Source organism: Candidatus Bathyarchaeia archaeon, assembly GCA_035283685.1.
In the GTDB taxonomy this organism is placed as follows: domain Archaea; phylum Thermoproteota; class Bathyarchaeia; order Bathyarchaeales; family Bathyarchaeaceae; genus DATETJ01.
In genome coordinates this window covers 71,145-95,602 of the sequence record DATETJ010000003.1, presented here as the reverse complement: position 1 = coordinate 95,602, position 24,458 = coordinate 71,145, and the positions used below count along the sequence as shown (strand labels likewise).

21 protein-coding genes and 1 tRNA gene are annotated in these 24,458 nt (G+C 45.6%); 12 read left to right on the top strand and 10 right to left on the bottom strand.

Annotated features, from left to right (window positions below; all coding sequences use genetic code 11):
* Positions 1 to 96 precede the first annotated feature (96 nt).
* From VJ249_03985 to VJ249_03960, 6 genes are all read left to right on the top strand, one after another.
* Positions 97 to 1,014 carry a DUF2090 domain-containing protein gene (locus VJ249_03985; GenBank protein HKZ93726.1) on the top strand — a complete coding sequence of 306 codons (918 nt, stop codon included), beginning with the start codon at positions 97 to 99 and terminating at the stop codon, positions 1,012 to 1,014.
* A gap of 1 nt (position 1,015) precedes the next feature.
* Positions 1,016 to 2,005, top strand: coding sequence for a fructose-bisphosphatase class II (locus tag VJ249_03980; protein HKZ93725.1), 990 nt, complete (start codon positions 1,016 to 1,018; stop codon positions 2,003 to 2,005).
* Between the two features lie 186 nt (positions 2,006 to 2,191).
* Positions 2,192 to 3,094 carry a quinolinate synthase NadA gene (gene nadA, locus VJ249_03975; GenBank protein HKZ93724.1) on the top strand — a complete coding sequence of 301 codons (903 nt, stop codon included), beginning with the start codon at positions 2,192 to 2,194 and terminating at the stop codon, positions 3,092 to 3,094.
* A 14-nt stretch (positions 3,095 to 3,108) separates the two neighbouring features.
* On the top strand, positions 3,109 to 3,444 hold the full coding sequence (locus tag VJ249_03970) for a hypothetical protein (GenBank protein ID HKZ93723.1): 336 nt from the start codon (positions 3,109 to 3,111) through the stop codon (positions 3,442 to 3,444).
* 98 nt (positions 3,445 to 3,542) lie between these two features.
* Positions 3,543 to 3,728, top strand: coding sequence for a CooT family nickel-binding protein (locus tag VJ249_03965; GenBank protein ID HKZ93722.1), 186 nt, complete (start codon positions 3,543 to 3,545; stop codon positions 3,726 to 3,728).
* Between the two features lie 120 nt (positions 3,729 to 3,848).
* Positions 3,849 to 4,619 carry an AAA family ATPase gene (locus VJ249_03960; protein HKZ93721.1) on the top strand — a complete coding sequence of 257 codons (771 nt, stop codon included), beginning with the start codon at positions 3,849 to 3,851 and terminating at the stop codon, positions 4,617 to 4,619.
* A 1-nt stretch (position 4,620) separates the two neighbouring features.
* Here VJ249_03960 and VJ249_03955 read toward each other — a convergent pair whose 3' ends face one another.
* Positions 4,621 to 4,809, bottom strand: a complete 189-nt coding sequence (locus VJ249_03955) for a ribbon-helix-helix domain-containing protein (GenBank protein HKZ93720.1) — start codon at positions 4,807 to 4,809, stop codon at positions 4,621 to 4,623.
* 79 nt (positions 4,810 to 4,888) lie between these two features.
* Here VJ249_03955 and VJ249_03950 point away from each other — a divergent pair, with 79 nt between their 5' ends.
* The 4 genes from VJ249_03950 (at position 4,889) to VJ249_03935 (ending at position 8,532) form a co-directional block, all read left to right on the top strand.
* On the top strand, positions 4,889 to 6,325 hold the full coding sequence (locus VJ249_03950; protein ID HKZ93719.1) for a GNAT family N-acetyltransferase: 1,437 nt from the start codon (positions 4,889 to 4,891) through the stop codon (positions 6,323 to 6,325).
* Positions 6,326 to 6,333: 8 nt separating this feature from the next.
* On the top strand, positions 6,334 to 7,410 hold the full coding sequence (locus VJ249_03945; protein ID HKZ93718.1) for an MSMEG_0568 family radical SAM protein: 1,077 nt from the start codon (positions 6,334 to 6,336) through the stop codon (positions 7,408 to 7,410).
* 100 nt (positions 7,411 to 7,510) lie between these two features.
* Positions 7,511 to 8,341, top strand: a complete 831-nt coding sequence (gene trxA, locus VJ249_03940; protein ID HKZ93717.1) for a thioredoxin — start codon at positions 7,511 to 7,513, stop codon at positions 8,339 to 8,341.
* 11 nt (positions 8,342 to 8,352) lie between these two features.
* On the top strand, positions 8,353 to 8,532 hold the full coding sequence (locus tag VJ249_03935) for a hypothetical protein (GenBank protein ID HKZ93716.1): 180 nt from the start codon (positions 8,353 to 8,355) through the stop codon (positions 8,530 to 8,532).
* A 50-nt stretch (positions 8,533 to 8,582) separates the two neighbouring features.
* Here VJ249_03935 and VJ249_03930 read toward each other — a convergent pair whose 3' ends face one another.
* The 5 genes from VJ249_03930 to VJ249_03910 are packed head-to-tail and all read right to left on the bottom strand — an operon-like array spanning position 8,583 to position 14,572.
* Complete coding sequence (locus VJ249_03930; protein HKZ93715.1) at positions 8,583 to 9,218, bottom strand: HD domain-containing protein; 636 nt, start codon at positions 9,216 to 9,218, stop codon at positions 8,583 to 8,585.
* A 41-nt stretch (positions 9,219 to 9,259) separates the two neighbouring features.
* Positions 9,260 to 9,469 (bottom strand): hypothetical protein, encoded by a 210-nt coding sequence (locus VJ249_03925; GenBank protein HKZ93714.1) that lies wholly within the window; start codon positions 9,467 to 9,469, stop codon positions 9,260 to 9,262.
* A gap of 6 nt (positions 9,470 to 9,475) precedes the next feature.
* The gene (locus tag VJ249_03920; protein ID HKZ93713.1) at positions 9,476 to 11,365 is read right to left on the bottom strand and encodes an ATP-binding protein; all 1,890 of its coding nucleotides are present in this window, start codon (positions 11,363 to 11,365) and stop codon (positions 9,476 to 9,478) included.
* Positions 11,337 to 13,250, bottom strand: coding sequence for a hypothetical protein (locus tag VJ249_03915; protein ID HKZ93712.1), 1,914 nt, complete (start codon positions 13,248 to 13,250; stop codon positions 11,337 to 11,339). The genes VJ249_03920 and VJ249_03915 overlap by 29 nt, the downstream gene beginning before the upstream one ends.
* Positions 13,251 to 13,294: 44 nt before the next feature.
* Positions 13,295 to 14,572, bottom strand: a complete 1,278-nt coding sequence (locus VJ249_03910; GenBank protein HKZ93711.1) for a WD40 repeat domain-containing protein — start codon at positions 14,570 to 14,572, stop codon at positions 13,295 to 13,297.
* A 1,084-nt stretch (positions 14,573 to 15,656) separates the two neighbouring features.
* On the opposite strand from VJ249_03910, the gene VJ249_03905 reads away from it, so the two are divergent.
* The gene (locus VJ249_03905; GenBank protein ID HKZ93710.1) at positions 15,657 to 16,274 is read left to right on the top strand and encodes a hypothetical protein; all 618 of its coding nucleotides are present in this window, start codon (positions 15,657 to 15,659) and stop codon (positions 16,272 to 16,274) included.
* 433 nt (positions 16,275 to 16,707) lie between these two features.
* On the opposite strand, the gene VJ249_03900 is transcribed toward VJ249_03905, so the two are convergent.
* Both VJ249_03900 and VJ249_03895 read right to left on the bottom strand, forming a co-directional pair.
* The gene (locus tag VJ249_03900; GenBank protein HKZ93709.1) at positions 16,708 to 19,065 is read right to left on the bottom strand and encodes a UvrD-helicase domain-containing protein; all 2,358 of its coding nucleotides are present in this window, start codon (positions 19,063 to 19,065) and stop codon (positions 16,708 to 16,710) included.
* A 26-nt stretch (positions 19,066 to 19,091) separates the two neighbouring features.
* Positions 19,092 to 19,418, bottom strand: coding sequence for a hypothetical protein (locus VJ249_03895; GenBank protein ID HKZ93708.1), 327 nt, complete (start codon positions 19,416 to 19,418; stop codon positions 19,092 to 19,094).
* A gap of 92 nt (positions 19,419 to 19,510) precedes the next feature.
* On the opposite strand from VJ249_03895, the gene VJ249_03890 reads away from it, so the two are divergent.
* Positions 19,511 to 19,589: transfer RNA gene (locus tag VJ249_03890), tRNA-Pro, on the top strand.
* A 25-nt stretch (positions 19,590 to 19,614) separates the two neighbouring features.
* Here VJ249_03890 and VJ249_03885 read toward each other — a convergent pair.
* Positions 19,615 to 20,445: a nucleotidyltransferase domain-containing protein gene (locus VJ249_03885; GenBank protein ID HKZ93707.1), complete on the bottom strand. Its 831-nt coding sequence runs from the start codon at positions 20,443 to 20,445 to the stop codon at positions 19,615 to 19,617.
* Between the two features lie 186 nt (positions 20,446 to 20,631).
* Entirely contained in the window at positions 20,632 to 24,351 is a 3,720-nt protein-coding gene (locus VJ249_03880; protein HKZ93706.1) for a S8 family serine peptidase, read from the bottom strand.
* Positions 24,352 to 24,458 lie beyond the last annotated feature (107 nt).

The following is a 24,458-nucleotide window of genomic DNA, read 5'->3' as shown; positions in this document are numbered from 1 at the left end:
TTTCAGCTTCAACACGGCTGACTTGCTCAAAAAAAACTATTAAGCAGTAGGAATATATGATTCGCAAAATCAAGATATCCCCCGGTGAAATGATAATTGATTGACTGGACTCAACGAGAATTGCTCATTCTAGCTTTTGACCACCGAACCTCAATCATTGAAAAAATGTTTGGAATCAAAGGCCGACAACCCAATCGAGAAGAAAAAGGAGAGATTGCTGAATACAAGAAGATGATTTTTCAAGGCTTTAAGGCAGCGTTGAAGAAAGGCGTGCCAAGGGAAATTGCCGGCTTGCTTGTTGATGAGGAATTTGGCGCAGAAATTCTTAGAGAGGCTAGGAAGAGCGGCTTGACCTTTGCCATGCCTGTTGAGAAATCTGGGCAAGACGAGTTTGACTTTGAATACGGTGAGAAGTATCCCATGCACATTGAAGAGCTTGATCCGATTTTGGTCAAAGTCTTGGTGCGATACAACCCTGAAGGCGACTTTATGATGAATAAACGGCAACTTGTAAGACTTAGAGGTCTGAGCAGTTATCTGCAGTCGATCAGAAAGCCCCTTCTCTTTGAGCTCATTGTGCCTGCTACCAAAGAACAGCTGTCTAAGCTTGGTGATGTCAAAGAGGCTTACGACCGTGAGCTTCGACCCAAATTAATGGTTGAAACGATTAAGCAAATACAGGACGCAGGAGTCGAACCCACGATTTGGAAGCTTGAGGGCGTTGAGAAAGTCGCGGATGCAAAAGCCGTTGTTGAAGCTGCGCAGAGAGATGGAAGAAAGGCTGGGGTAATAACGTTGGGGAGAGGCGAGAGCAAGGAGAAGGTTCAAGAATGGCTTAAAGTCGGTGCAAGCATTCCGGGAATTATCGGGTTTGCTGTTGGAAGGACGATTTTCTGGGAGCCTCTAGCTGAGTACAAAGCGGGAAAGCTTACCAAGTCGGGTGCGATTGAAGGAATAGCACAAAACTACACAGATTTTGCCAATCTATGGATGAATGAGAGGAAGCGCAGATAGCATGGCGTCGTTAAGGGCCATAGCGCCTTCTCTGACGAGGATAACTATAGCCGCCGCAGTTGGCGCTGCACTCCACATTGGAAAAGGCGACGCAGACATAGTGGACCAGACCGCAGTGGACTTTTCGCGAGCAGTGCTGAACCAGACAGAGGTGGACGGCGAAGTCATCAGTTGTGAAGGACCCAAAGATAATGCGCCAGCCTTCAGTAAGAGGGAGAAAGTGGGCACAGGTAGCGGTCCTAAGGTTGAGTTTGTGGTAGATCCAGTGGACGGCACAACCGCTACTTCAAAGGGTAGAAAAGATGCGATTTCAGCGTTGGCTTGTGCACCCGCTGGTTGCCTTCAAGTGTTGCCTGACGATGGCTACTACTTCAAGGTTGCAACTGACAAACAGTCGAAGAGTAAGATTTCGTTGGACATGACGATTGAAGAAATTGTACAAGTCGTGGCTTCTCGGAAACGACTGCGGCTTGAAAACTTCACTGTGATCATGCTTGAACGTGAAAGACACAAGGATATTTTGGCGCGGTTGCGTAAGATGGGGGTGCGGATTATTCTTATTCCCGACGGAGATGTTGCCGCCTCAGTTGTCACTTGCATTCCCAACTCTGGAATAGATCTTCTGTTGGGCGCTGGAGCTGGTCCTGAAGCCACTATCGCTGCGACGGCTGTTAAGTGTCTTAGAGGAACGATGCTGGTTAAGGTGTGGCGAGAAAAGAAGAACGATTCGAAACGGCTTGAAAGGCTGAAGGCTGAGGGTGTGGATGTTGACAAAACTTATTCTGAGGAAGAGTTAGCGAAGGGAAACCAATTGGTCTTTGCCGCTTCGGGTGTGACGAAAGGCGAGCTTCTCGATGGAGTGCGTTTTATTCCCGAAGGCGCAATTGTGAGTTCCATATGCACGCGGTTGCCCAGTGGAACATTTGAGAAGTCGGAGACGATGCTGCGGTTCAAAGGGCATCCCATATACAAGCACTTCATAACAACATAGAGCCGAAACGGTCTTCAACAGAGTGTATGGATGATAGTGTTGACGAGCGCTTAGCACCATCATCCAGTGTTTCATCTTCTGCTTGATGACTCTGCCTCTCGTCTCTTGCTCAAAAGATAATGTTATATTTTCGCCTGCGGTTAGCCTTTCACTCATAAAAATGGCGAAGGGACTAGCCCATTGACTCTGACCGACGACATTCTAAGGTTAAAGCGCGAGAAAAAAGCTGTCATATTAGCCCATAATTACCAGCGCCCAGAGATTCAGGACATCGCTGATTATGTTGGCGATAGCATAGAACTGTCTCGGAAAGCTATGGAGGAAGAAGATGCTGAGATAATCGTGTTTTCAGCGGTTGATTTCATGGCTGAAAACGCTGCCATACTCAACCCTGAGAAGAAGGTTCTCTTGCCCAGCGAAGGCGCACGGTGTCCAATGGCTCAGATGCTAACTGTGGACGAGCTTCGACGGTGGAAGAACAAGTATCCTAAACTGCCAGTTGTCCTCTACGTGAACACTTTAGCCGAGGTCAAAGCCGAAAGCGATATCTGCTGCACATCCGCAAACGCTGTCGAAGTTATCAAGGCAGTGGACTCTGACACTTTGCTTTTTGGACCAGATAGAAACCTCGCGTTGTACGTGGCAAAGCAGACGAACAAGAAGATAATCTCGGTTCCTGAACGCGGCTTCTGCCCCACCCATGTGTTATTTCAGGAAAGCGACATCGACTTCTGGAAGAAGAAGTACCCCGACGCCACAGTTATCGTCCATCCTGAGTGCACGCTTGAAGTTCAAACAGCATCTGACTATATTGGCAGCACTTCTCAAATGTGCCGTTACGCGCAGCAGCTGAACTCGAAGAGGTTCATAATTGGCACCGAAAGCGGCATAATTCACCGCCTGCAAAAAGAAAACCCGAACAAAGAGTTTATTCTAGCCTACGACGGCGCAATCTGTCCGAACATGAAACTCAACACATTGGAACGCTTGTACTTAGCGCTTAAAGAAGAAAGATATCGTGTGACTGTTCCAAAGCCCATTGCGGAAAAAGCTCGAAAAACCTTGGACACTATGTTTTCGTTAGTCTGAAGTTCTGATGACCGATGAGGAAGGAAGCAAGGCTTATCCATGTTAACAGTTGGGATGAATTCAAGAGGCTAGCCAAAACTAAGCGACCGAGTAACGTTTCCTATGCTATTCAAAGGTCTCCACTCTCGAAGCCTCCAGTTGGCTTGAGAATAATGTTCGCCACCAAAGAAGCACAATACGTCTTACTTGATTTTGCGCGTGGAACCACCCTATGGCGTACAAAGATCCCTGTAAGATTCAGTGAGTCGGGAGAAGCCTCCGTGAACGAAGAAGACATCCAAAGTTTCATCAAGAATGAACTTGGCAAACCTGACTTGGCTGTTTACTCGTTTGAGATCTTAGGCTATTGACTATTCTGTGTTGGGAAACTTCATTGAGGGTCTAGCGGTGAAAAAAAGCCTTATAGGAAACGACGCGCTTTTGCTCAATTTCGAGACGTGAACAATCAATGTGCGAGCTGAAAGTTCTCAACAAGAATGAAGTTGTCTTCGAAAACGCCGTCTACGCAAAAGCTGAAGGAACGAAGGTCACTGTTCGCGATGTATTAGGAGTTTCCAAAGTCTTCGACAACTGCGAAATAGCCGAGGTGGACATCAGCAAAGAACGATTGCTCCTCAAGCCAGCCGACAAATAAGCTGTTGAAGGCGACTGATAGAAGTGACATTGGAAAAGCGACTACATACCAAAAGGTGTTTGAGTCAGACTATCAGTTTCACTTTGCCCACTAAGATGGTGTTGTAGTACGGAAAGATCATTGAAAATCGCGGTTGCAGGAAAAGGCGGAGTGGGCAAAACGCTGATTGCAGGCGTCCTAGCCGAGTTCTTCGCAAGAAAAGGCTTCACAGTCCTCGCCATCGACGCTGACCCTACCCCAAACCTAGCATTAACACTTGGCCTATCAGTTGAGGAAGCAAGCAAGATTGTGCCTATCTCAGAGAACACACCTCTCATCGAATCCAAGACTCAATCAAGCATTCCAGGCGTCTATAATCTAGCTTTCTCAGTTGATGACATAGTCGAACAGTTCAGCGTGAAAACTCCCTACAACGTGAACCTACTGATCATGGGCACTGTTAAATCTGCAGGCGCTGGATGCATGTGCCCAGCCAATACTGTGATCCGGGCATTATTGCATCATCTTATTGTCAAGAGGAAAGAAGCGGTAGTCACAGATATGGAAGCAGGCTTAGAACATATGGGCAGAGGCACGGCAGAACACGTAGAAACCATGCTTACTGTGACAGATTCAAGCAGGAAATCGCTTGAAACTGCAAAGAAGCTATTCGACTTGGCTAAACAGGTCGGCATTAAAGAATGCTTCATCGTCGGTAATAAAGTCACAAATCAACCAGAAGGAGAACACATCGAAAACTTCGCCAGATCAAGCGGAATGCAGACGCTAGGTCTAGTTCCATTCGACGTAACAGTTCTCAAAGCCGACATGCAGGGTCAAACGCCCCTGAAATACGCTGACGAATCCATGGCGGTAGCAACGATCAGAGAGATTGGAACCAAACTGCTATAGATTAGGTTGAAGAGTCAGGCAGCATCTTCTTGTGAAACCCATCTCTCAAAGCCGATCGCACAATATCTCGAATACACTCGCCTCGGCTGGAGTAAACGCCTGCAGCAATCAGTTGATCGATTATTTGTACACATCTAATCGGAAGCCGGATGGTGAAAGCCACCGATCTCTCTTTGTATCTGTAACTCATTTCTCACCACTTTGAAACCAAAACGTGTCAAAACAGATATAAAAGTTACCGAAAAGAGCAACCTAGGTGAAGACTGAACGTGGAAAACTCTTCACAGATTTCCCAACTGCTGAGTGAGCTGAGGCAGTTTAAAGGATTAACAAGAAAATCAGCTCTCGGCGACCTCCTCCCAATTCTAGGTGAGAACGCATACGATGACGCAGGCGTGCTTAAAGTCGGAGACGCAAAGATTGTAGTCTCAGCAGACGGCATAGTTGAAGGGCTAGTCAAAGACGATCCATGGCTTGCCGGCTTCTATTCAGTAGTCGTCAACGTAAACGATGTTGTAGCCAAAGGCGCACATCCACTTGGCTACGCCTTTATTCTCTCATCAAATTCTCCAAACACAAGACGACAAATCGTCAAAGGAATAAAAGAAGGCTTAGACAAGTACAACGTGAAATTCCTGAAAGCACACACTCATCCAGACACTTCCTACGACGCAGTTGACGCGGCGGTCGTAGGCATCGCACGCCGTGTTCTATCCAGCACAACAGCCAAGCCCAACGACAGCATTGTAGTCGCAATTGACCTTGACGGAAACCAAGGACTCAAAAGCTGGGTAAGAACCTTCGATTCAGTGATGTTAAGAACCAAGGAACAGGTTTCAAAACGCCTAGAAGGCATAATTCAGCTGGTTGACAAGAAAATGGCTAACGCATGTCGCGACATAAGCGGTCCAGGCATCCTCGGAACCATTGCAATGCTCTGCGAATCGAGCCGGGTCGGCGCAACGGTAAACCTTGAGGAAATCCCCAAACCTGAAAGAATCGAACTAGCCGATTGGCTTATGACCTACCCCTCAACTGGATTTATCTTAACCACTGACAAGCCAGAATCGTGTGCTGCATTACTTTCAGATCATGGACTGACTACCAAGACTGTTGGCACGGTTCTTCAGGTCAAATCAATGAGTGCCTCATGCCATAATCAAACTGAACTGTTCATAGACTTTGAAAAGGAGTCAGTTTTCGGGATTGGTCCGCTGAACTCGCAGCAAGTCGAAACAGGGAAACTTGACGTCGAAGAGTTGTTTGAAGCCGATGTTGGACGCATCGAGTTATTGCTCACAAAAGTCTGGTCTACGGCGTTCGAGTATCCTGAGGAATGGAGAAGGAAAAGAACACTGATGAAAGAGCAAATTGAAGCAGAAATGCGAGACGGATATCATTATTTCGGGATTAGAGTTCACAATCAGCTCTGCGGAGTTTACAAGGCATTGATTACCAGAGACGGATTGTTCGGCGAACACCAATCGGTTGACCCAGACTTCAGAGGCTGCGGACTGGCAACAGCCATGTACAACCAGTTCATTGAGTTCGCTCAGAGAAACAACTGCAAAAAAGCCTATGTAAATACTTTGGTCAACCAAGCCTCAACCTTGAGGATTTTGCAGAGGATGGGCTTTCGCGAAAGAGGAGACAAATACGAACAAGCAAATGGCATGATTGTTCAAACGTTTGAAAAAGATGTGTGAGACTACACTTGAACGCAACCCGTCTGAAAATTGAATTGCTCTGTAAAGGCGCTCGAGTAGAAGAAGGAATTGACAGAGGGCGGAAGGCAGGGGCAGGTCCAGCCGGCGGACGATATTTCACGCTGCCCAATGGAACCTGTATTGAGATACCTCTCCAAGGAAGATTCATAGAGACTTCTCCATTTCGACTAATCAAAGCAGATGATCATTGGTTTATTCTTCGAGGCACAGAACCCCTGACGAAAGTGAAGCCGGTTCAAGAACCACTTTTTTACGAGAAGAAAACCGTGGATGGCACCCTTATGAAGAAAGTCGCCATTCTTCACGGCAAAGATTGCCTAGCTTCCACAGTGTACTCTAAATGCGTCCACTGGCAAAATGCAATGCAGTGCAAGTTTTGTGCCATCGAGCTTGGAGACAGTAGAAGACTAGTCGTCAAACCGCCCCAGCTTGTTGCCGAAGTGGCAGAAGAGGCGCTCAAAGAAGGCGCGGCGACTCATGTCACTTTGACCACTGGGACTCCCGCTAACAGCAGCGATAGAGGCGCCTCGCACTTAGTCGAAGCAACACATGCCGTCAAAAAGCGCCTGAACCTACCAGTGCACGTGCAGCTAGAGCCGTGTGGGGATAAGGGACCTTTGGAGAGATTATTTGATGCGGGTGTGGACACTGTTGGCATTCATATTGAAGCTTTCGACCGTAAAGTCTTGAGTGAAGTCTGCCCCGCAAAATCAGACATTAAGGCTTACTTCAACGCATGGAAAAAAGCGGTAGACTTGTTCGGAGAGGGGCAAGTAAGCACTTTTGTCATCGCCGGGCTAGGTGAAAGTGACGAAAGCATTTTGACAGGCGCTGAGAAAGCAGCCCGAATAGGCGTTGTACCTTACCTTCTTCCATTAAGACCAATTCCGGGAACGATTTTTGAGAACATCATTCCTCCCGATTCGGCGAGAATGACGCGTCTTTATCGAGGCGTTGCAGAAACCTTACGAAAGGTTGGTTTAGATCCGAGAAAGAGCAAGGCTGGTTGCGTCAGATGCAATGCCTGTTCAGCGCTCCAGGAATCCTTCACATCTCCGCCGTAATTCCTATGGGAAGACCACCCAAGCCACCGCAATCAATATTTCCAAGCCAACGCATCTACTTCAAGTCCAGATCATATTCCAGAAGATAGAAGGAAAGCGTTTGAGCGAGAAAGACACACTCACAAGCATTTTGGAAGACTACAAGACCGTGGCTGTAGTAGGGCTTTCAGCTGATCCCTCGAAATACAGCCACATTGTAGCGAAGTATCTTCAGTCTAAAGGCTGGCAAATTATCCCAGTTAACCCCAATCTGATTGAAGTCTTGGGTGAAAGGAGTTACCCCTCGCTATTAGACTTGCCAGACAACATTCAAAAAGGCGTTGAGGTTGTTGACATTTTTAGACGGTCTGAAGACGTGCCGCCTATAGTCGATCAAGCTATTCAGTTGAAGCGGAAGAACGGAAAACCATTGGTCATTTGGATGCAGCTTGAAATCGTCAACGAAGAAGCGGCTGCTCAGGCGCGAGAAGCAGGCATGACTGTTATTATGAACCAATGCATGAAAATGCAGACTGAACGCCTTGAAAGAGAAAAAGAGCCCGAGCTTGAAAAAATCCGCGCACAAAAGATGAAGGAGTTGACAACAAGGATGAAAGAGGAAAAACCCTCTGAAAAGAATCCGATAATCATCGACGATGCAAACTTCAACGAGACAGTTATGAAATATCCACTCATGCTAATTGACTGCTGGGCAGATTGGTGCGGTCCATGCAGAATGATAGCGCCAACCATTGATGAACTGGCAAAAGACTACGCTGGTCGCATAGTATTCGGAAAACTAAATGTTGACGATAATCCGCAAACTGCAGAGAGGTTTGGCATAATGAGCATACCAACCTTACTCATCATGAAGAACGCGGTTGAAATTGACAGAATAATCGGGGCAATTCCCAGACAACTCATCGAAGAAAAACTAAAGAAACACGTATAAGCTCATGATCATTGACTATAGTCAAAGGAGAGAGCAACTTAGTGGAAGTGTCAATGCGCCGAGTCATCGGCTCGCTTGTCCTATTATTGGGAGTAACGTTCATGACGATCGGACTTTACAGCGGGCAAATCAACACAGTTGTGGAAATAGTTAAGCGAATTCTTGAAGCGGCAGTCGCAGGCGCGCCTTAGCTCAAGGATTCGTGTTGATGAACTATAAGGTATTCTCCAGCAAGTGCAGGCTAGATCTCAGCCTTCCATTCTTTGAGCAGCCTCTCCAAGAACTGCTCAACATACCTATGCCTTTCTTCAGCCACTCTTTTCGCAGTTCTAGTGTTCATCGTGTCCTTGATCTTCAACAGTTTTTCAATGATGTGGTTTACTGAAGTATCTGACTTGCCGTCATATCTGTTCTTAGGCTGGATTGACGGGTCGTAGATAGGTTTGTTGCTCCAACCGCCACGTGTGAAAACTCTGGCAATTCCAACTGCTCCAATAATGTCCAACCTGTCCGCATCCTGCAATACCTTAGCTTCCAGACTTGCGGGCACCAAGCCTTTCTTAAACCTGTGCATTTCAATGCAGTAAATTACTTTGTCGACCTTATCGTTTGGAAAACCGACTTCGTTAAGAATGCTTCGTGCCATTGTTGCGCCCTCTTTTGCATGGTCATCGATTCTGCCTTCATCCTCCATTGCCCTAGCGATATCATGCAGGAGCACAGCTGCTTTGACCACGTCTAAATCGGCGCCCTCCTTGTGAGCTAAACGCGAAGCTAGGTTGTACACTCTTTCAATGTGGTATCGGTCGTGATGCGAATGCCTGTAGAACTCCATGGTCTTGTGTCTTATTTTCTCAAACACTACGTCTTCAGTCATTTCCACATCATCTCCTACTAAGGTGAAAAAGCGGGAGTTTTTCATCGCACTTTCGGTTTACTCTCGAGTCTGATTTCTCTCAAGACTAGGACCTTGGCGGTGTGGAGATAGCCTCCTTCACGCAGTTCTTCTGGTTCCGGCTTATTCTGTGTCTCAGGGTGATCGTACATGAAAAGTTCCACTGCCTTCTCGTACATGCGTTGACGAACCGCTGGCCAGAAGTCGCCTTTCAAATCTTTCCTACGCATCATTACACCTCAACTTTGGCTTGTGCAACAGCGCAGGTGCTTCTCTATCTCTTTCTCAGCGTTGTCGGCTTTGATGAAAATGGGCACATTCTCTATGCCAGTGGCAATGTAACTGGACAACAGCCATTCTCCAGGAGCGAACTCCAGTGTTTTCTCCAATATGCCTTTGTCTATCATGAAGGTGTCGCTTATGAGCGCCCGATCGTATGGTCGTGGCAAGGTGCCGACAAAATAGGTGTGAAGTTGCTGCAACGCGTTTGTATTCAAGTAAGCGATTCTCTGCGTTGCTATGCATGCGCCCAAACCATACTTTCTTCCCTGCCGCAACAAAGTTTCCACTTGCTTACTGCATTTTTTGTCGATGCCGATGGTGCTTGACATGTCAGGTATGAATTCTTGGGCTTCATCGAAGACGAAGAGAATGTGGGGTTTAACCTGGAATCTTCTCTTTCTGTGGGCAAGGATGTCTCGCGTGAGACCAATGACAAGCTCTTTTATGGTAATCGGATCTGAGATTGAAATGCAGATTAGTCGTTCTTTACCCTCGAGCAGGTGCTGGATTTTCTCAGCTGTGAGGCCGCCGACTTCTTTGCTTTCTTCCTCATGCTTTTTCTTAAGAACTTCGAGGATTGTTGATCTTGTGGTTGCCCAAGCGTATAGTCCGCTTTTGTCGTGAACCTTGAAGGTTTCTACAGTTTCCATGGCTTTTGCGTCGATATACTGAATGAAGTTTTTGTCCACTTCATCGTTTTCGCTCAGGCCGTGCTCGTCTATGTACTCTAGGATTGCGTCGCCGATTTGGTCGATGGCGTTTATGTAGTGTGGCTTGCCGATGCTTTCTTTTCTCTGTTCTTCCAGTTCGCCTAAGAACTGACTGTATGTAGGAACTCTTTGTTTGGGTTTCGTGTAATACGAGACTTTGCCTTGATCCAAGATTTGCTTGAAGCCGTTAAGCGTTCTCGCGTCGGCCTCGTATTCTCTGGGCTTTACAACCGAGTCTGTTAGCTGCCCCACGGTTTCGGTTCTAGTTTCAAGAATGAGCTTGCTTGGGATAGCTGGGTCGGCGAACAAGTCCATAAGCAGAAATAGGTATTCGCAGCTTATGTCGAAGATTACGATTTTTGTGTCTTTTGTGTGAAGTAGTAGGTGTCTGAGGATGTTGGACATGAGGTTGCTTTTGCCGCCGCCTGTGAAGGCGAACACTCCGAAGTGGTAGCGAACAAGATTTTCAAAATCGATGTAGATGGGTATAACCGTGTTTGTTGCTTGGAACATTTTGATTAGGCCAAGTCGCGGGTCTTTGTGGGCGTCCTCGGTGGTTTTGGTCGGATCTATGCCCAGTTTCTCCGCGATTTTTTGGTTGTACATTCGGTTTATCATTTGGCTGTTGAGTATGTTGACTTTGCTGGCAACTAATGGGTATGAGAAGCCTTTGATGAATTTGCATTGGTTTTCTTTGTCTAGAGAGAGGTCGTAGTTGATGGGAATGCTGCTGATTTGAATCATCATTGCTGCTTTGTCGTCGGTTTGCCAATCTGCTTCGGATTGTTCGATGATTTCGAATTGCATGGGGTAGTAGCTGTGATCTGATAAGCCTCGGAGTCCGAAGTGTTCTGGCCAGACTCGGCTGATTTCCATTAGTGTGTAGCGTTCTGAGTCTTTTTCAGCTTGCCTGAAGTTCTTGACGGCGACTAGCATGCCCTCTTCGAGCAAGCCCATTAGGTCTTTTTGGTATTCTACTTTGATTCTGCATTCGTAGCGGGCGCTTATGCCTCCGAATTTTGATTCCTCGGTTCCTCCGAATTGTCGGGGGATTACGTGGCTGAGGCGGGCGTGGAACTTGCCCTCGAAGTCGGTGAAGCACGTAGTGTTAAGGTGTTTCTCGTCTTGTGGCTTCAATTGTGGCTCGCCTTTCTCTAAATGTGCTCATATAGAATATGAATTTTCTTAGTTTGTGGTTGTTGAGTAGCCAGTGGGCGGTTGAGTCTGCGATGCGTTTGAAGTTGGTGTAGTTGTGTTTTGCGATTTTGTCGGCTATGAATAGTGGTTTGTTGTGTCCGAAGGCTTCGGGTATGCTGGGCGATGTCATGGCGATCAGTGTAGTCATGATTAGGTTTTGAAGTGGGTTTTCGACTGTGTTGTTTTTGAAAAGTATGGCTTGGACTGGTTCTGTGGCTCCGCCGAATTCGTTCCAGAATTGGGTTGTGCTGTTTGGAGTGTAGTCGTGTTTGGGGTGAGCTAGGCGGTCTATGAGTAGAACGTTGCTGCGGAGCATTGGGTCTGAGGCTGCTTGGCTTAGTTGTATGTAGGTTTTTAGGAAGGTTTTTTCTATGCTGATTCTGTTTTTTCGTGCGCCTAGGACGTGGCTTTTCCTGTTTTGGGGGTCGGGTATCATTGTTTTGAAGGCTGAGTCGTATTCGATTAGGCTCCATGGTACTTTCATTTTGTCTGGGTTGAAGAGGCTGGCGGATTGGAGTATCATGCGGTCGGTGTTGGGCAGTTTCTCTAGTTCGTCGTGTGTGATTGTGCTTTTCAGCATTTGTTGGTTTTGTAGTATGGGTATGAGTTGGCGTTTGAAGTCTCTTGCAGCTGTATCCTTGGTTATGCCTATGAGTAGAATGTTGTTGTTCCAGCATTGTTCGATTAGCATTTCGAGGCTGAAGAGAGTAAGAAAAGCGATGTCAAGGGTTGTGAGCCATTGTTCTTTGCCGTTTTTCTGAATTTTCATGAGGTTGCTGGTTGGGAGTGTGGCTGGCTCAGTGTTGGAGAAGAATTGGTCGCCGAGGGCTATGACGAGTTTTTTGAGGCGTGTCCATGTGTCAGCGTATTTTGGGTTCAATGTGTAGGCGTCGAATTTTTCAGTTAGGATTTGGTCTTTCAGTAGGGCTTTGAGGTATCTTTCGGTTCGTTGGGCACGTTTCTCGTCTGCTATGCCCAGTTCTTGGAGAATTTGTTTTTTGGTTAGGGCGCCTTTTTGTTGGATTGTGTTGAATATGGCGTAGCGGAGGTAGTCTGCTCTGGGGGCTGGGATTTTCAGGGTTGTGTTGATTATGTGTTGTCTGCCGATGGTCAAGTCGTTCATGTCGATGGGTTGGTTGTCGATTTTGCAGCCTATCAGCGCTGATTTGGTTTTCCAGAGGTCTCTGTTGTGTGTTTCGTAGAGTAGGCTGGCGCGTTCGATTGAGAGGCTTCGGTCCATTAGAATTATTCGTGTGCTTTGCTGTGGGTCTGAGGCGAGTTTGTAGGCTAGGTAGAATTCGGCGAAGGTCATTATCCAGTTGGCGATTGTGGCGTTGTTTACGATGCCATCGTCAGTCAATGGTTTGTTGAGGGCTATTTTGCCAGGTTGTGCTGTGTCGAAGAAGGTTTGGTCTATGTCGGGCACTTCGTTTATGTAGACTGGGACGACGCTGGATACGCCTGCGCTCTGTTGAAAAGTTTTCGCGTCGTATGTGACGATTGGCGTGTTTTTTTCTGTGAATGTGATGGTGCCGGTTGAGGCGTAGGCGCCGCCGAAGAAGATTATGAGGTCGAATAATGGTCGTGAGTACATGGTGCCGTCGATGCCTGCGAATCGCACTGTTGGTGTGCCGAAGAATTCCTGGGCTGTTTTGTAGGCTTTTTCGTTGTCGAAGTTGGCGATTATGAAGTCTGAGAGCAGTCGGTCGTAGAGTGTGTGTAGGGTTTGGAAGCGGTTTTCGTATTCTGTTACCTGGTTTGATGCTCCTTGCAGGAGTAGGGTGCTCGTTCGTTTTATCGTTTCAGTTAGGGGGGATGATGTCACAGGTTTAACCTCTGAGAGGGCGTGGTTTTGGGGAGAATGTTAGCTTAAGTTGTGCTTGAGGGTTTTTGTGGTTTTTGCTTTTTGCGTAGCGTGTAGATGATGGCTGTTGAGCCGATGATGATGCTGATTGTTAGGAGGGTTAGTTGTGGCAAGAGGTTTGGCGGGGTGTCTCGTGTTTCCTGTAGGTTGAATAGGTAGATTGCAGAGTTTTTGCTGTTTTGTGGTGTGTTTCCCAGTGCTGCGAGGTGTGAGCCGTTTCCAGATATGGCAATGTCGGTGATTGAGGGCGTGTTGGCTGTGTATTGTTTTGTGAGTGTTAGTTGTCTGTTTTGGTATTGGTATAGGTAGATGCCATTGTCTGTGCCCACCACGGTGTATTTGCCATCCAGTGACATGGATATCGAAGTTGGTTTGCTGGGAAGTGAGATGTTGAGGACGCTGCCTGGTCCGTATCCGTATGGTGGTAGGTTCAGGTTGAAGAAGATGAGGCGTTTGCTGACTGCTTGGTTTATGGCGAATATTGAACCGTCTGAGGAGAGGGCTGTTTCCTGCGTGGATGCGAGTTCGGAGATTATTTTAATGTAGTTTGGCAGGGCGCTTTGCGTGCGGAATCGGTAGATGCGTGTTGGGTTTTGGCTGGTTTGGTTGCCTCCGGTTGCTATGAGGTATTCGCCGCTATGCGAGAGTCTTGTTGCTCCGCTGTTTTCTCCGAGGTTGTATGTCCATGTTGGTGTGGGCTGTTGTCTGGAGAACAGGTATAATGTGCCTGGGTGGTTTGTGGTGGCTGAGATGTAGTTTCCGTTGCCGGCTATTGATAGGCTTTCTAGAGTTCCCTGAAGTGTGGTGTTCCACGTTGGGTTCTGGTTTCCTGTTTGGATAACGTATAGCATGGTTGTGGCTGCGTATGCAAGGGTGCTGGCATCATTGGAGAGTGCGATCAATGGGTTTGGATAGTTTAGGTCGTAGCGGCGTTGTGGGGTTGGGTTTTGCGTGGTGAAAATGTACACGCCGCTGTTTGCTCCGGCTACGATGAGGCTGGCGTTTTCTGATATTGCTATGGAGCTGATGCCCGGCACATGGGTGTTCCAGAGCGTGTCTATGCGGTTGAACAGGGTTAATGTGTCTGTCTCGTTGCTTATGGCTGCGATGTGGTTTCCGTCGGCGGAGAAGGCGAGTTTAAAGTATTCCTCGTGGGTTTCGAATGTCTGCGTTGGGGTCATTTCTTGCTGTGTCGAGGCGTTGGGAGAGATGACTGTGGCAAGGGGGGTTGAAGCCAGTAGGGTTATTATGAGTATGAGGGTTATGTGTTCATGATGCGACATCTTATGTCCTCGTTGCTGCAACTTGGGGTGCGGGTGAAGTTTTTTCGGAAGAAGAAGGCAGCTTTTCCCTTTAGCCTTCTTCTTTCGTCTTTGAAGAGTAAGAGCGTCAACTTACCATAAGTATTTTCTTTCAATGTTGACGCGTTTCGTGGCAGAAGCTGTGTGAGCGTCGTCATCAAACTGTTCCCTAATGACGATGTCATCCAGAATGCTGGAGGCTGGGGCTGCTTGGACAGTTGTAGTTGAACATGCAAACGCAGAGTGTTTGTGGCGGTCTGAGTTTTTCATGAGTCGTTAGCTTCGGCTTAGAAACCGTAATAATACCGAGGCGTTCTGCATGTGCGCGTGTGGCTGTGTGAAGTTGTTGTTGACGTTGAAGGGCTTGCCACAACAACATCTTGAATGTTGGAAGCGGTTTCTGTTTCAGGTGTTATTAACTTCCGCGTAGAATCAGTAATAATACCGAGATTTGTTTCTGTTTAGAAGTAGTAGTCTGCGCCGCGTGTACGTTGACTACTACTTCTATGTTGCGTTGGGCGCGTCGGCGCTGTGTACTTGGTGGTGACCAATTGCGCTGCAGTGTCATCAACAAGTTTGATCATTGCTGCTTGCGGTTTATTTTGGTTTCTGCATGATGTTTCAGTTCAAGATTAAGCCAACAACCACAAAAGAAATGCCTATTATTACGAACCCTATTGTCTGAATTCTTTCTGATTGGTACTTCGTTCTCATCCGAAGGATTAGAGCTATCAAAATGACCAGCAGACCTAAGATGACCAATTCTCCACGCATGGGCAATCCGAATAGTCCTTGAAAGCCAGACAGATAAGATCTCTCTCTGATGTTCTCAGAGGTTTAAGTTTTATTAGTTTATTTGCAATGTTTCCTTCAGCATAGGGATCACGTCTAGTCAATAGGGGTCGTAGTCTAGCTTGGTCGTGGGTTCGGGTGGCGATATCTCCAGCAAAATCCCCTCTTTTTCATGTTATAGGCCAGAATTCATTTGAAGCGTGCATGCTTCAGCAGCATCGAAGAGAGCCTAAGCGAAAAAGAGAAAACATAGTCTGGACAAAGGAGTGGAAACATGAACCTATTTGACAGCTATGCAGGTTGCGATCCACAATTATATCCCAAATTTGGGAAAGAGGCTTGGTACGAAGGATTGTATGGATACCTCTCCCTGCGATATTTTCATATCGAGCGGAGAATAACCGAAGCATCGAGATATGTCGAAATATCGGCAGAAAACAAGACAACCTTTTCTAGCGAATTTGCTAGCATAATAAGAGACATCGGCAGCACATTTGGTTCTTTAGGAGATGGACTAGTCAAAAACACCCTTGTCGGTCTGAAGCGTGAGTACGACATTAGAGACTACTTGAAATTCATCGTTGACGAAGTGAAAGATGCCGAATTAATAGGGGTTCGATTGATTACGCCTTTTACTCATCATTTCGTTTTTCCATTTGAAAACATCAAAAGCAGCACACCTGCTTGGTGGATCGCCTATAACAACTTGAAACATTCCGATATAGACAATTTTAAAGATGGATGCTTGGGGAATGTTGTCTGCGGCATAGCTTCTTTGGCTACTCTATTCGTATTGATGGACAACCAAGGTGTTTTTTCACATCGAAGCGAGTTATTATTCGATATTGGCTACTACCAACCCATCGCTAAAGTGAAGACATACTCATTCTAGTGCATACATTCAGAACGTCTTGCCTCAGAATCACATTTTCCTTTCTCTCTATTCTTTTTCCTCTTCAGCTTCTTTTTTCTCCTTGCAGTCGTCACACATCTCTATGTCTTCATTCCAGCATCCTTCACAACATTCTCCCCCGCATTCACTACACTTAAAGAAACTTGCCAGTTCTCCAGAGCTCGCTAGTCCCGTCCAATGCCTATGACAAACGCAACATTCATCCCATTCATCTTCTTCATCTTCAGTCGTACACTCACGCTCCTTCTATTTCTGTTGCTTCTAATCTTAGTGATTTAACCAGCATTTATATCATATCATACAAAGATGGAGATATCTCCATTTGTCCTGGGTTCAAATCCCAGCGACCCTACCACAACAAACATGGGACACCTTCTCCCGCGAATCTCTCGTTTTCTTAAAGGCAAACCCGCTAGTAACGCAGTCTTTCCTCAATCGTGTAATCGCTAATCTCCTTAAGAAATTCGCTCATTGCTGGTTCCCAAGTGTAGATATAAAGGTCTTCGATAGCACGGGTCATCGCAACATAAAATAGCCTGCGTTCTTCTTCCTTTGGGTCTTGAATAGGGTAGTTTTCCCTAGCCGGTTCATAGATGGATGAGTCCTCTATTTCAGATGGAAAACCATACGTGCCCTTTGTGACATTCAACAAGAACACAACTTTTGCCTCCAAGCCTTTGCTCTTGTGAGCAGTCAGCAGTCTGACCTTGTTTCGGGCATCTAGCTTCTCATAAGCTAGGCTTATTCCATCCTCCTTCGCTTTTTCTATGAAGATTTCAATATTGGTGAGGACCCTGTAACCATGACTAATGCGAGTCCGCATAAATCTGCTTAGGACAAGTATGTCTTGGGGCGAGTAACCATTTTGAATATAGGCAGCAATGCGGTCTAAACAGTCTTCAGCCATCTGGCGATAGTAATTCCTTTCGTATCCTTCTTGATGAAGTAACTGCACAACTCTTACGGGTTTCAAATCCTTGCGATTTGACAAAGTGGGCTTCTGTATTTGGCAACTAGTGTTGTTCCGAATCAGCTCTGCTCCTGCATCAACAATCGTCTTTACACTGCGATAGTTAGTGGAGATTACTGTGACTGCAGGTTTTGCGAAATATTGCTCAAAATTGACGAAGAAGTTTAGGTTGGAACCCGAGAAACCCATTATGCTTTGCCAATCGTCGCCAACGCAGAACAGTTTGCATCTAGGGTTACGCTCCAATAGCTTACTTATCAGTTTGTATCGTTGTGCGCTAATGTCTTGGTATTCGTCGATTAGTATGTGGTCATAAGCATCAGTCAAAAGGTCTGGGCTAGTATTCAATTCATCAATAGCTTTGTTTATCATGTCCTCAAAATCGATTTTGCCATGCTCCATCAAGGCTACTTCGTAGTCGTGGTACACAGGGAGGACAAGGTTTCCAAAAGCCAGCTGCTTACGAGTCCATTTGTTGTTGCGTAGTCTCTCCGCAACTCTCGTGGGTGATAGACCGTATGTTTTTGCACTAGTTATGAAGTTGACAATGTCATCCACTGGTGTTCTGCACGATTCCCAAGCGAGTTCAACAATCTCCTCGTAGGTCTTGCGCGTGAACTCAAAGTTGCAGTTGTTTTCCTCTTGAAGCTTCTCTGTTATTCGTTTCTTCAGGAGTTCAATGAACTCTTCTGGGCTATTTTCTCTATACTCATGCGTAAATGTTTCGACAAGAAGCTTGTCATGTTCTGCAAACCACTTCTTTTTCATCTCCATGGTCTTCCTGTATTCCTCGGTTGTTTGGTTGAACCACCCTGGCACTTCTCCTTTCTCGTTCAAAGCCCAGTGTTCGATGTAAAGACCGTGTTCTGGCAAGTAGAAATCGGGTCTAAAAACAGACAAGTCAGGTTCATACTTGACTTCAATAGGTTTTCCATTGAGTCTGCTGGTCAGCAAAAAGTCCATGATTTCTTTCTCAGCTCGGCTGTTGACTTTTGTGCGGTCTATGGCGTAGCAAGTTTGTTCATGTGCGTACGACAGAGCTTCATTTTGTGTCTTGACGCTCTCTTTCTCATCATAATCATAGAGAGTCTTAGCGAAGGTCAGGAACAACTTGTAGTAATCTGGTTCGCTCTTTATCTTCTGGCTGAAAATCTTCTGTATTGCTTCATGTTTCTTATTCTCATTTACAATGTCTATCGTTGATAGTTTCTTGCCAGTGTGTTCCAGGATGTCCTTGCCGAGCTTGTGAAAAGTCCTTACGTTGACATTCCTGATATTGTATCTGTCAAGCAACCGTTGCTCAATTTCCTCTTTGGCTTTCCTCTGATAAGCAATTGCCAAGATTCGTTCTGCCTGAACACTATCGGGCTTTCTTGCTATCAGATAAGCAATCCTAGTGATGAGGGTCTCTGTTTTGCCTGAGCCTGCTGCTGCAGCTACTAGGTTGTGTTTGTCATCCGTCACTATTGCCGTTTGCTGTTCATCATCAAGAGTGACAAGCCCTTTGCTCCAGAGGTAGCTGTAGTCTCTTTTTCGTTGCCTGATGAAATCTTTGTTGTAGTCTAAGACTGTTTGGCGATTCTTATCTAGCTTTCTCCTCTGCTCAACTATGTATTCATCGTTCAGAATGCCGCTTTGCTCAACATACTTGAGGTCTTCTTCAAACGATTTTATTATGTCGTTGCAGCGTTGTTTGTCGCTATATATCAGATAGGTATGACTGTTGATTATTTTCGCAACCCCTTTGTCTATGGCAAGTTCACTTTGTTCGATTGCTCTCTTAGCACAAGTTACAATCATGCCACGATACTTTCTGAGACGCTCGTCTAAGTTAAGAACAAGGTTCTTTGCATCTGCCGGTTCCTCTTGAGCTTGGTCATCATTTCCGTAATTCGCGTTAGTTGAATGTACATGTCTGATAATTCTTTGATTCGTTTCTCTTCATGTTTCAAATCCTCCAAGCGCTTGAAGAGACTGTCTACAATCAAGTTGTTTCGTGAAGTGAGCTCTGAGATTCTCTTGTCGGAATCTCTGCCGATTAGAAAGCCAATTAGAAAGAATCTCAGGAGTTTTCGTAAACGTTTCCGTCTGCGCTGTTTCCTGATCTCCTCAACATTCCTTTGCAACTCATCTATAGCGTCAAGAAACTCCATCGAGGTCGAACGTCCGCCAGCTTCACGTCATCTGTAGGCATATTTATCCTTAAATTATTAATGCAAGTTGAAAGATGATACTCTATTCCTGTGGGGTCGTAGTCTAGCTTGGTCAAGGATCCCAGCCTGGGGCGCTGGAGATCCTGGGTTCAAATCCCAGCGACCCCACCACAACCTCTGTTTGACAGCAAGCAATTTACTTAGTTGAAGAGGATTTACCGTAGAATCCGTATCGCTTAAAGAGTTTTTCCAGCAGATTGCTTTTCTCAAAGATGCCATTCTTGGTAAGTTCTATTCTATCTACTATCTGGGTTAGTTCTCGATACAATTCGGGCATGGAGAGAATTTCTGAAAATTGTTCATGAAGCCATTTGACGTAGTCAATCGGGTATTTTCGCTCCTTTATGAACAGATGTTGAAGAAAGATTCTTTGCGCTTCTAGCAAAGCATCAAGAGCTGCAAAATATTCTCCTCTTTCTGCAAGCCACTTGGTCTTCCATGTCTTGTAATCAAATTCCTCTGCTGTTCCCTTTAAACGGATTCTTCTTAGTGCATCATTGTAGAATGGCAGGTATTTCCGCTTTAACCACTGAAACCGTTTCCCCTTCTGATATAGCGGAATCGAATAGACTAGGAGGTTGCCAACCGTAGTCTCGAAGTCGTCTCTCGTTATGTCAAATGAATTCTTGTGTTTGTAGTTGAAACTGCCGTCTGTGAAGCCCACATCAACTCTAACATCTCCAAACTCTACTCCGCCCTCAACTTCGCCTTCGTAATAAGCAATTTGTCCACCTAGGCGAGAGTAAGCCTCGATTCTAGAGTTGATGGTTGAAGCCAAAAACTTCAGATGCTTTTTAGGCAAGAACACGAAAAGGTCAATGCAAGAGCCTTTTACAGCTCTTCCTCTCGCCAAAGAACCAGTAAGAACTATTGCATAAACACCAGGATACTCTTTGAAGTAGTTAACAAATTTCGTTAAGGTTGTCTTATAGTTCTGATGAGGAAAGCTCAAATTTGAAATATCCAAGACCACTACCACCAAAACGATATGGTTAAAAAATAATAAGAGTTGCCATACGGGACATCGTCAAAGAGAATGGAATCACACTCAAGAAAAAAAGAGGATGTGCGGGAGATAACCCGAAGAAAATTCGGAAACAGATATCCATCGCTCTACTCAAGAAAAAAAGAGAGGGCGATGTTGGATGTATCTCTATTGCAACCGTGTCTTTGGTCGGAAGCGTTTGAATCCTATGAATCCTACTAGGGCGGTGAGCATGCTTAGGAAGGTCATGGCAGTGCCGAAGGGCACTTCTGGGACTACGTAGAATCCAGGCACGATAATGGAGTCAACGAGGTCTAGTCCTGCGTCGAAGACTCCGTTGTCGTTTGTGTCGAGGACGATGTCGAAGCTTCCGACTATGAGCGGTGGAGTCCAAATCGGGATTATCTGAGTCCCTCCGCCCGAATTTAGGGTCAATGTGTCCGCTCCTCCTGAGACATCTATTAGGGGATCGCCAGTATTCCAAGTTGTTTGGTCAGCTACCACGTAAAGAGTGACCGTTTGACCGCCAACACCCGCAACGGTAACGTACACTGTCTCACCAGGTACAAATACATCTTTAGTATTGCCGAGAGAGTCAGACGACCATATGTTAGAAGGTGGAATGAGCGGGTGGCTGGTTGGATCGAGTGGATCAGTATTTTGTTGAACTTCAAAACCATCTGAAAATCCGTCACCGTCAGTATCGCTATTAAGTGGATCAGTTCTCCAACGCAGGATCTCTGCGCCATTAGATAATCCATCATTGTCGGCGTCAGCGTCAAATTCGTACTGATTGAATTCACCTGTTTCAACTCCATCGACCACGTATTTCATCTCGCTGTCTGCTTGAAGCAGTCCTTCAAGTGGTTCTTCCATTATCAAATTCCCTAAAGAATCAAAGGACGTTATGTTCAGTGTAAATTCCACGGATGTTGCGGTCTCCCTATTCACTATTCTTATCTCGTAGTCTGTAATTTCAGACGGCAAATAAATAGTTTCAGAGCCGTTTGTTTCGTCTCCTGTGTGTATCGCTTCAGGAATTTGCATTTCAAGGTCGCCAGTTTCATAGTTGATTCCAACATGACGACCTAAAGCGTCAAACGCGTGCAAGTCCAAGTTACCAGGAGGGTCAAGCTTGATTTGCCAGCCTCTTCGACCAAGGAGTTCATCAACCTCTTGTAGTGCCCTATATGCGTTAACCATGCCATAACCATAGTAGGGATCCCAGCCTAGTGGACCCAGATCGTCAGAAGACATTCGCATTATGTAACGAACTTCATTTGGATTTAACGGTCTGGCTGGATAATTCTTCTGAGCGTAACCAAGAACTATGGCAGCCACAGCGCTGACAATTGGAGTGGACCCAGAGGTTTGCCCAAAACCCTTGGTAAATGGAATATCCAACCAAGATGGAGAAGTTGTTTCGAGGTTATATCCAGGTGCCGAAAGTTCAACCGACCTGCCAGAATAACTTACGTCAGGACCAAAATTGCTTGAATAGCCTGTTCCTGGTTCGGAAAGGAAGTGTAAGAACGGATCGTATCCTGAATTGCCAAGTTTTCGTTGAAGTGCTGAAACACTGATTACCTCTGTAAAGCTTGCAGGCCAACTAGGGTTTGCAGTTCTTTCGTTTCCGGCCGCGGCGATCAGAGTAACGCCTTTTTTATATGCATTTCCAACAGCCGAACCTGTTTTGTCATAAAAGAGCCCAAGGTCATAGCTTCCCAAACTCATAGAGATTATTTTTGCACCCATTTTGACGGCATAATCAATTCCTTCGATGACACTTGTGGTAAACTCCAAACCTTTCAATTCACGGTAGGGTGTAACTTTGATGGCCATAATATTGGCATTTGGTGCAATGCCTGCAATGCCATACGCGTTATTAATTTCTGCTGCTATTATGCCTGAAACCCCTGTTCCGTGTCCCCCCGAGTCATCAAGAGGGCCATCAGCATCATTTTTCCATTTTCCCCAATGATCAACATTTGTCCAAGATTCACCATTGACGAAGTCAAAACCGTTATAATCGTCAATGTATCCATTATTGTCGTCATCTATTCCATTATTTGGAATTTCATTGGCATTGTACCAGATTTTGTTTTTCAAGTCGGGATGGTTGAAATCTATACCGCTATCAAGAACCGCAACTGTCACTGGGTCGAGCGAAGTGGCCCCATATTCTTCCCAAACTCTGTCTGCTGCGACCTCAAACCAATACCACTGATCCGCTAGACCATACTGCAGTATAGTAGGGGGGTTGGTTTTCTCTATTATGGTCTTATCATTGGTAAGATCGCCTCGTACCTTCAATGGTCTCGGTTCTATGTTGCGAACGGTTACCTGAAGGTATATGTTCTGGTTATCAATAACAGTTGTCCCAAGAGACGAAAAGACAAAATCTAAAGCGAATATTTCATCAGAACCCAACGCCCCATCATTGTCCATTACTTTTGTCGTGAAGCTCACTGGGAACTTCATGGACTGAAACCCGTCGTAGGGTACATAGGCTGGGCCTGCCATTTTCTCATTTGAATTTACATGAATTTCATTGTCCACTATTGGAATTCTGCAATAATCAGTATCTAGATCTGTGAGTGGATCGTAATCGTCATCAAACCCATTTACGCCTATTTGAAAATAGACATCAGCTGCACCAGGCCATAATAGATCAAAGTCCTTCTTTACGTAGAATTCATTAATTTCAATCTCAACAACCCTGCTGACGATTAAGGTAACTGTCTTGGAATGGCTTATGCTCCCACTTGTTCCGGTGATTTCAATAGTATACTGACCTAAAGGTGTGCTTGGAGATGTTGTTACAGTCAAAGTTGCAGTATCAGGAGGAGTTAGTCGCGTTGCGCTTAATTGCCCAACAGTGTCTGCGGGCGGAGTACCAACCCATTCCGACTCCAGAAAAACCTCAGAACTTGACTCGCCTAAAGGTGTCAGAGATATCGTGTAAGACACTGATGGACCACCAGGATTAACTGTTTGAAACTCTGGAGAAACAGAAATCTCAAAGTCAGCTTCTAATGGAGGTGGCTTTTCTCTAAATCTAAAAGGTCGCATCAAAGGATACGAATCCCTGTTCCCTCCAGCAGGAAGATCGTAAGGCGTATCCCCTATTCCATTATTGTCTGCATCTGATCCTGTATAATCACTCCAATAATTTCCTTCAGAACCGTTATCCCATCTTGAGCCAGCTTCATGGTACGCTTGATATCTTGTATTGTTAATAAAATCATTGTGATCTATCTGATTATTGCCGGACCAGTATCCCGTTACCCAACCATCGATCAATATTCCAATCTGATTCTCTAAGAGAATGTTTCCATAGAGGATGTTGTCATGTGCATAGTGAATGATCCATACACCATAACCCGAATTTTTTATTGTGTTGTTTAGTACGGCATTTCTGGTTGAACGGTAAAGATAAATTCCTGACCATCCAGCGCCAGAAATATTATTGTTCAATATCCGATTGCTAGAAGAACTCGGCAAAGATACTCCTACTTCAACGTTATATATGTTGTTGTTGGATATAGTTACATTACTGTAGCCTGACGCATGAATCCCAACTAAACCCCCAGTAATATTGAATCCACTCACAACGACATTGCTTGCAGTTATGCCAATGCGGCCTTGAATGAGCGGATTATTCTGGCCGATAACAGACAAAGGTTTAGATACACCCACATTCTCCACATATGTTCCAGATGACACGAGCACTGTGTCTCCTTGGTTTGCGGCACTTATGGCAGCTTGAATTGTAGGATAATCCTGTGGAACTCTGATAGTCTCTTGAGCTTTTACCTGTGAAAGAAGCATCGAAAACATTGAAAAAAGGAGAAGCCCAGATATTAATAGTGACCGTATCTTTTTCATTATCCTCTCTCCTCACTAAATCGATCCGACACGCATTTACATAAAGATTGATTGAATACTCTTAGCAATTGTGAAACTTCTCTCTAGAAAAAAATGGAATTGTTCTA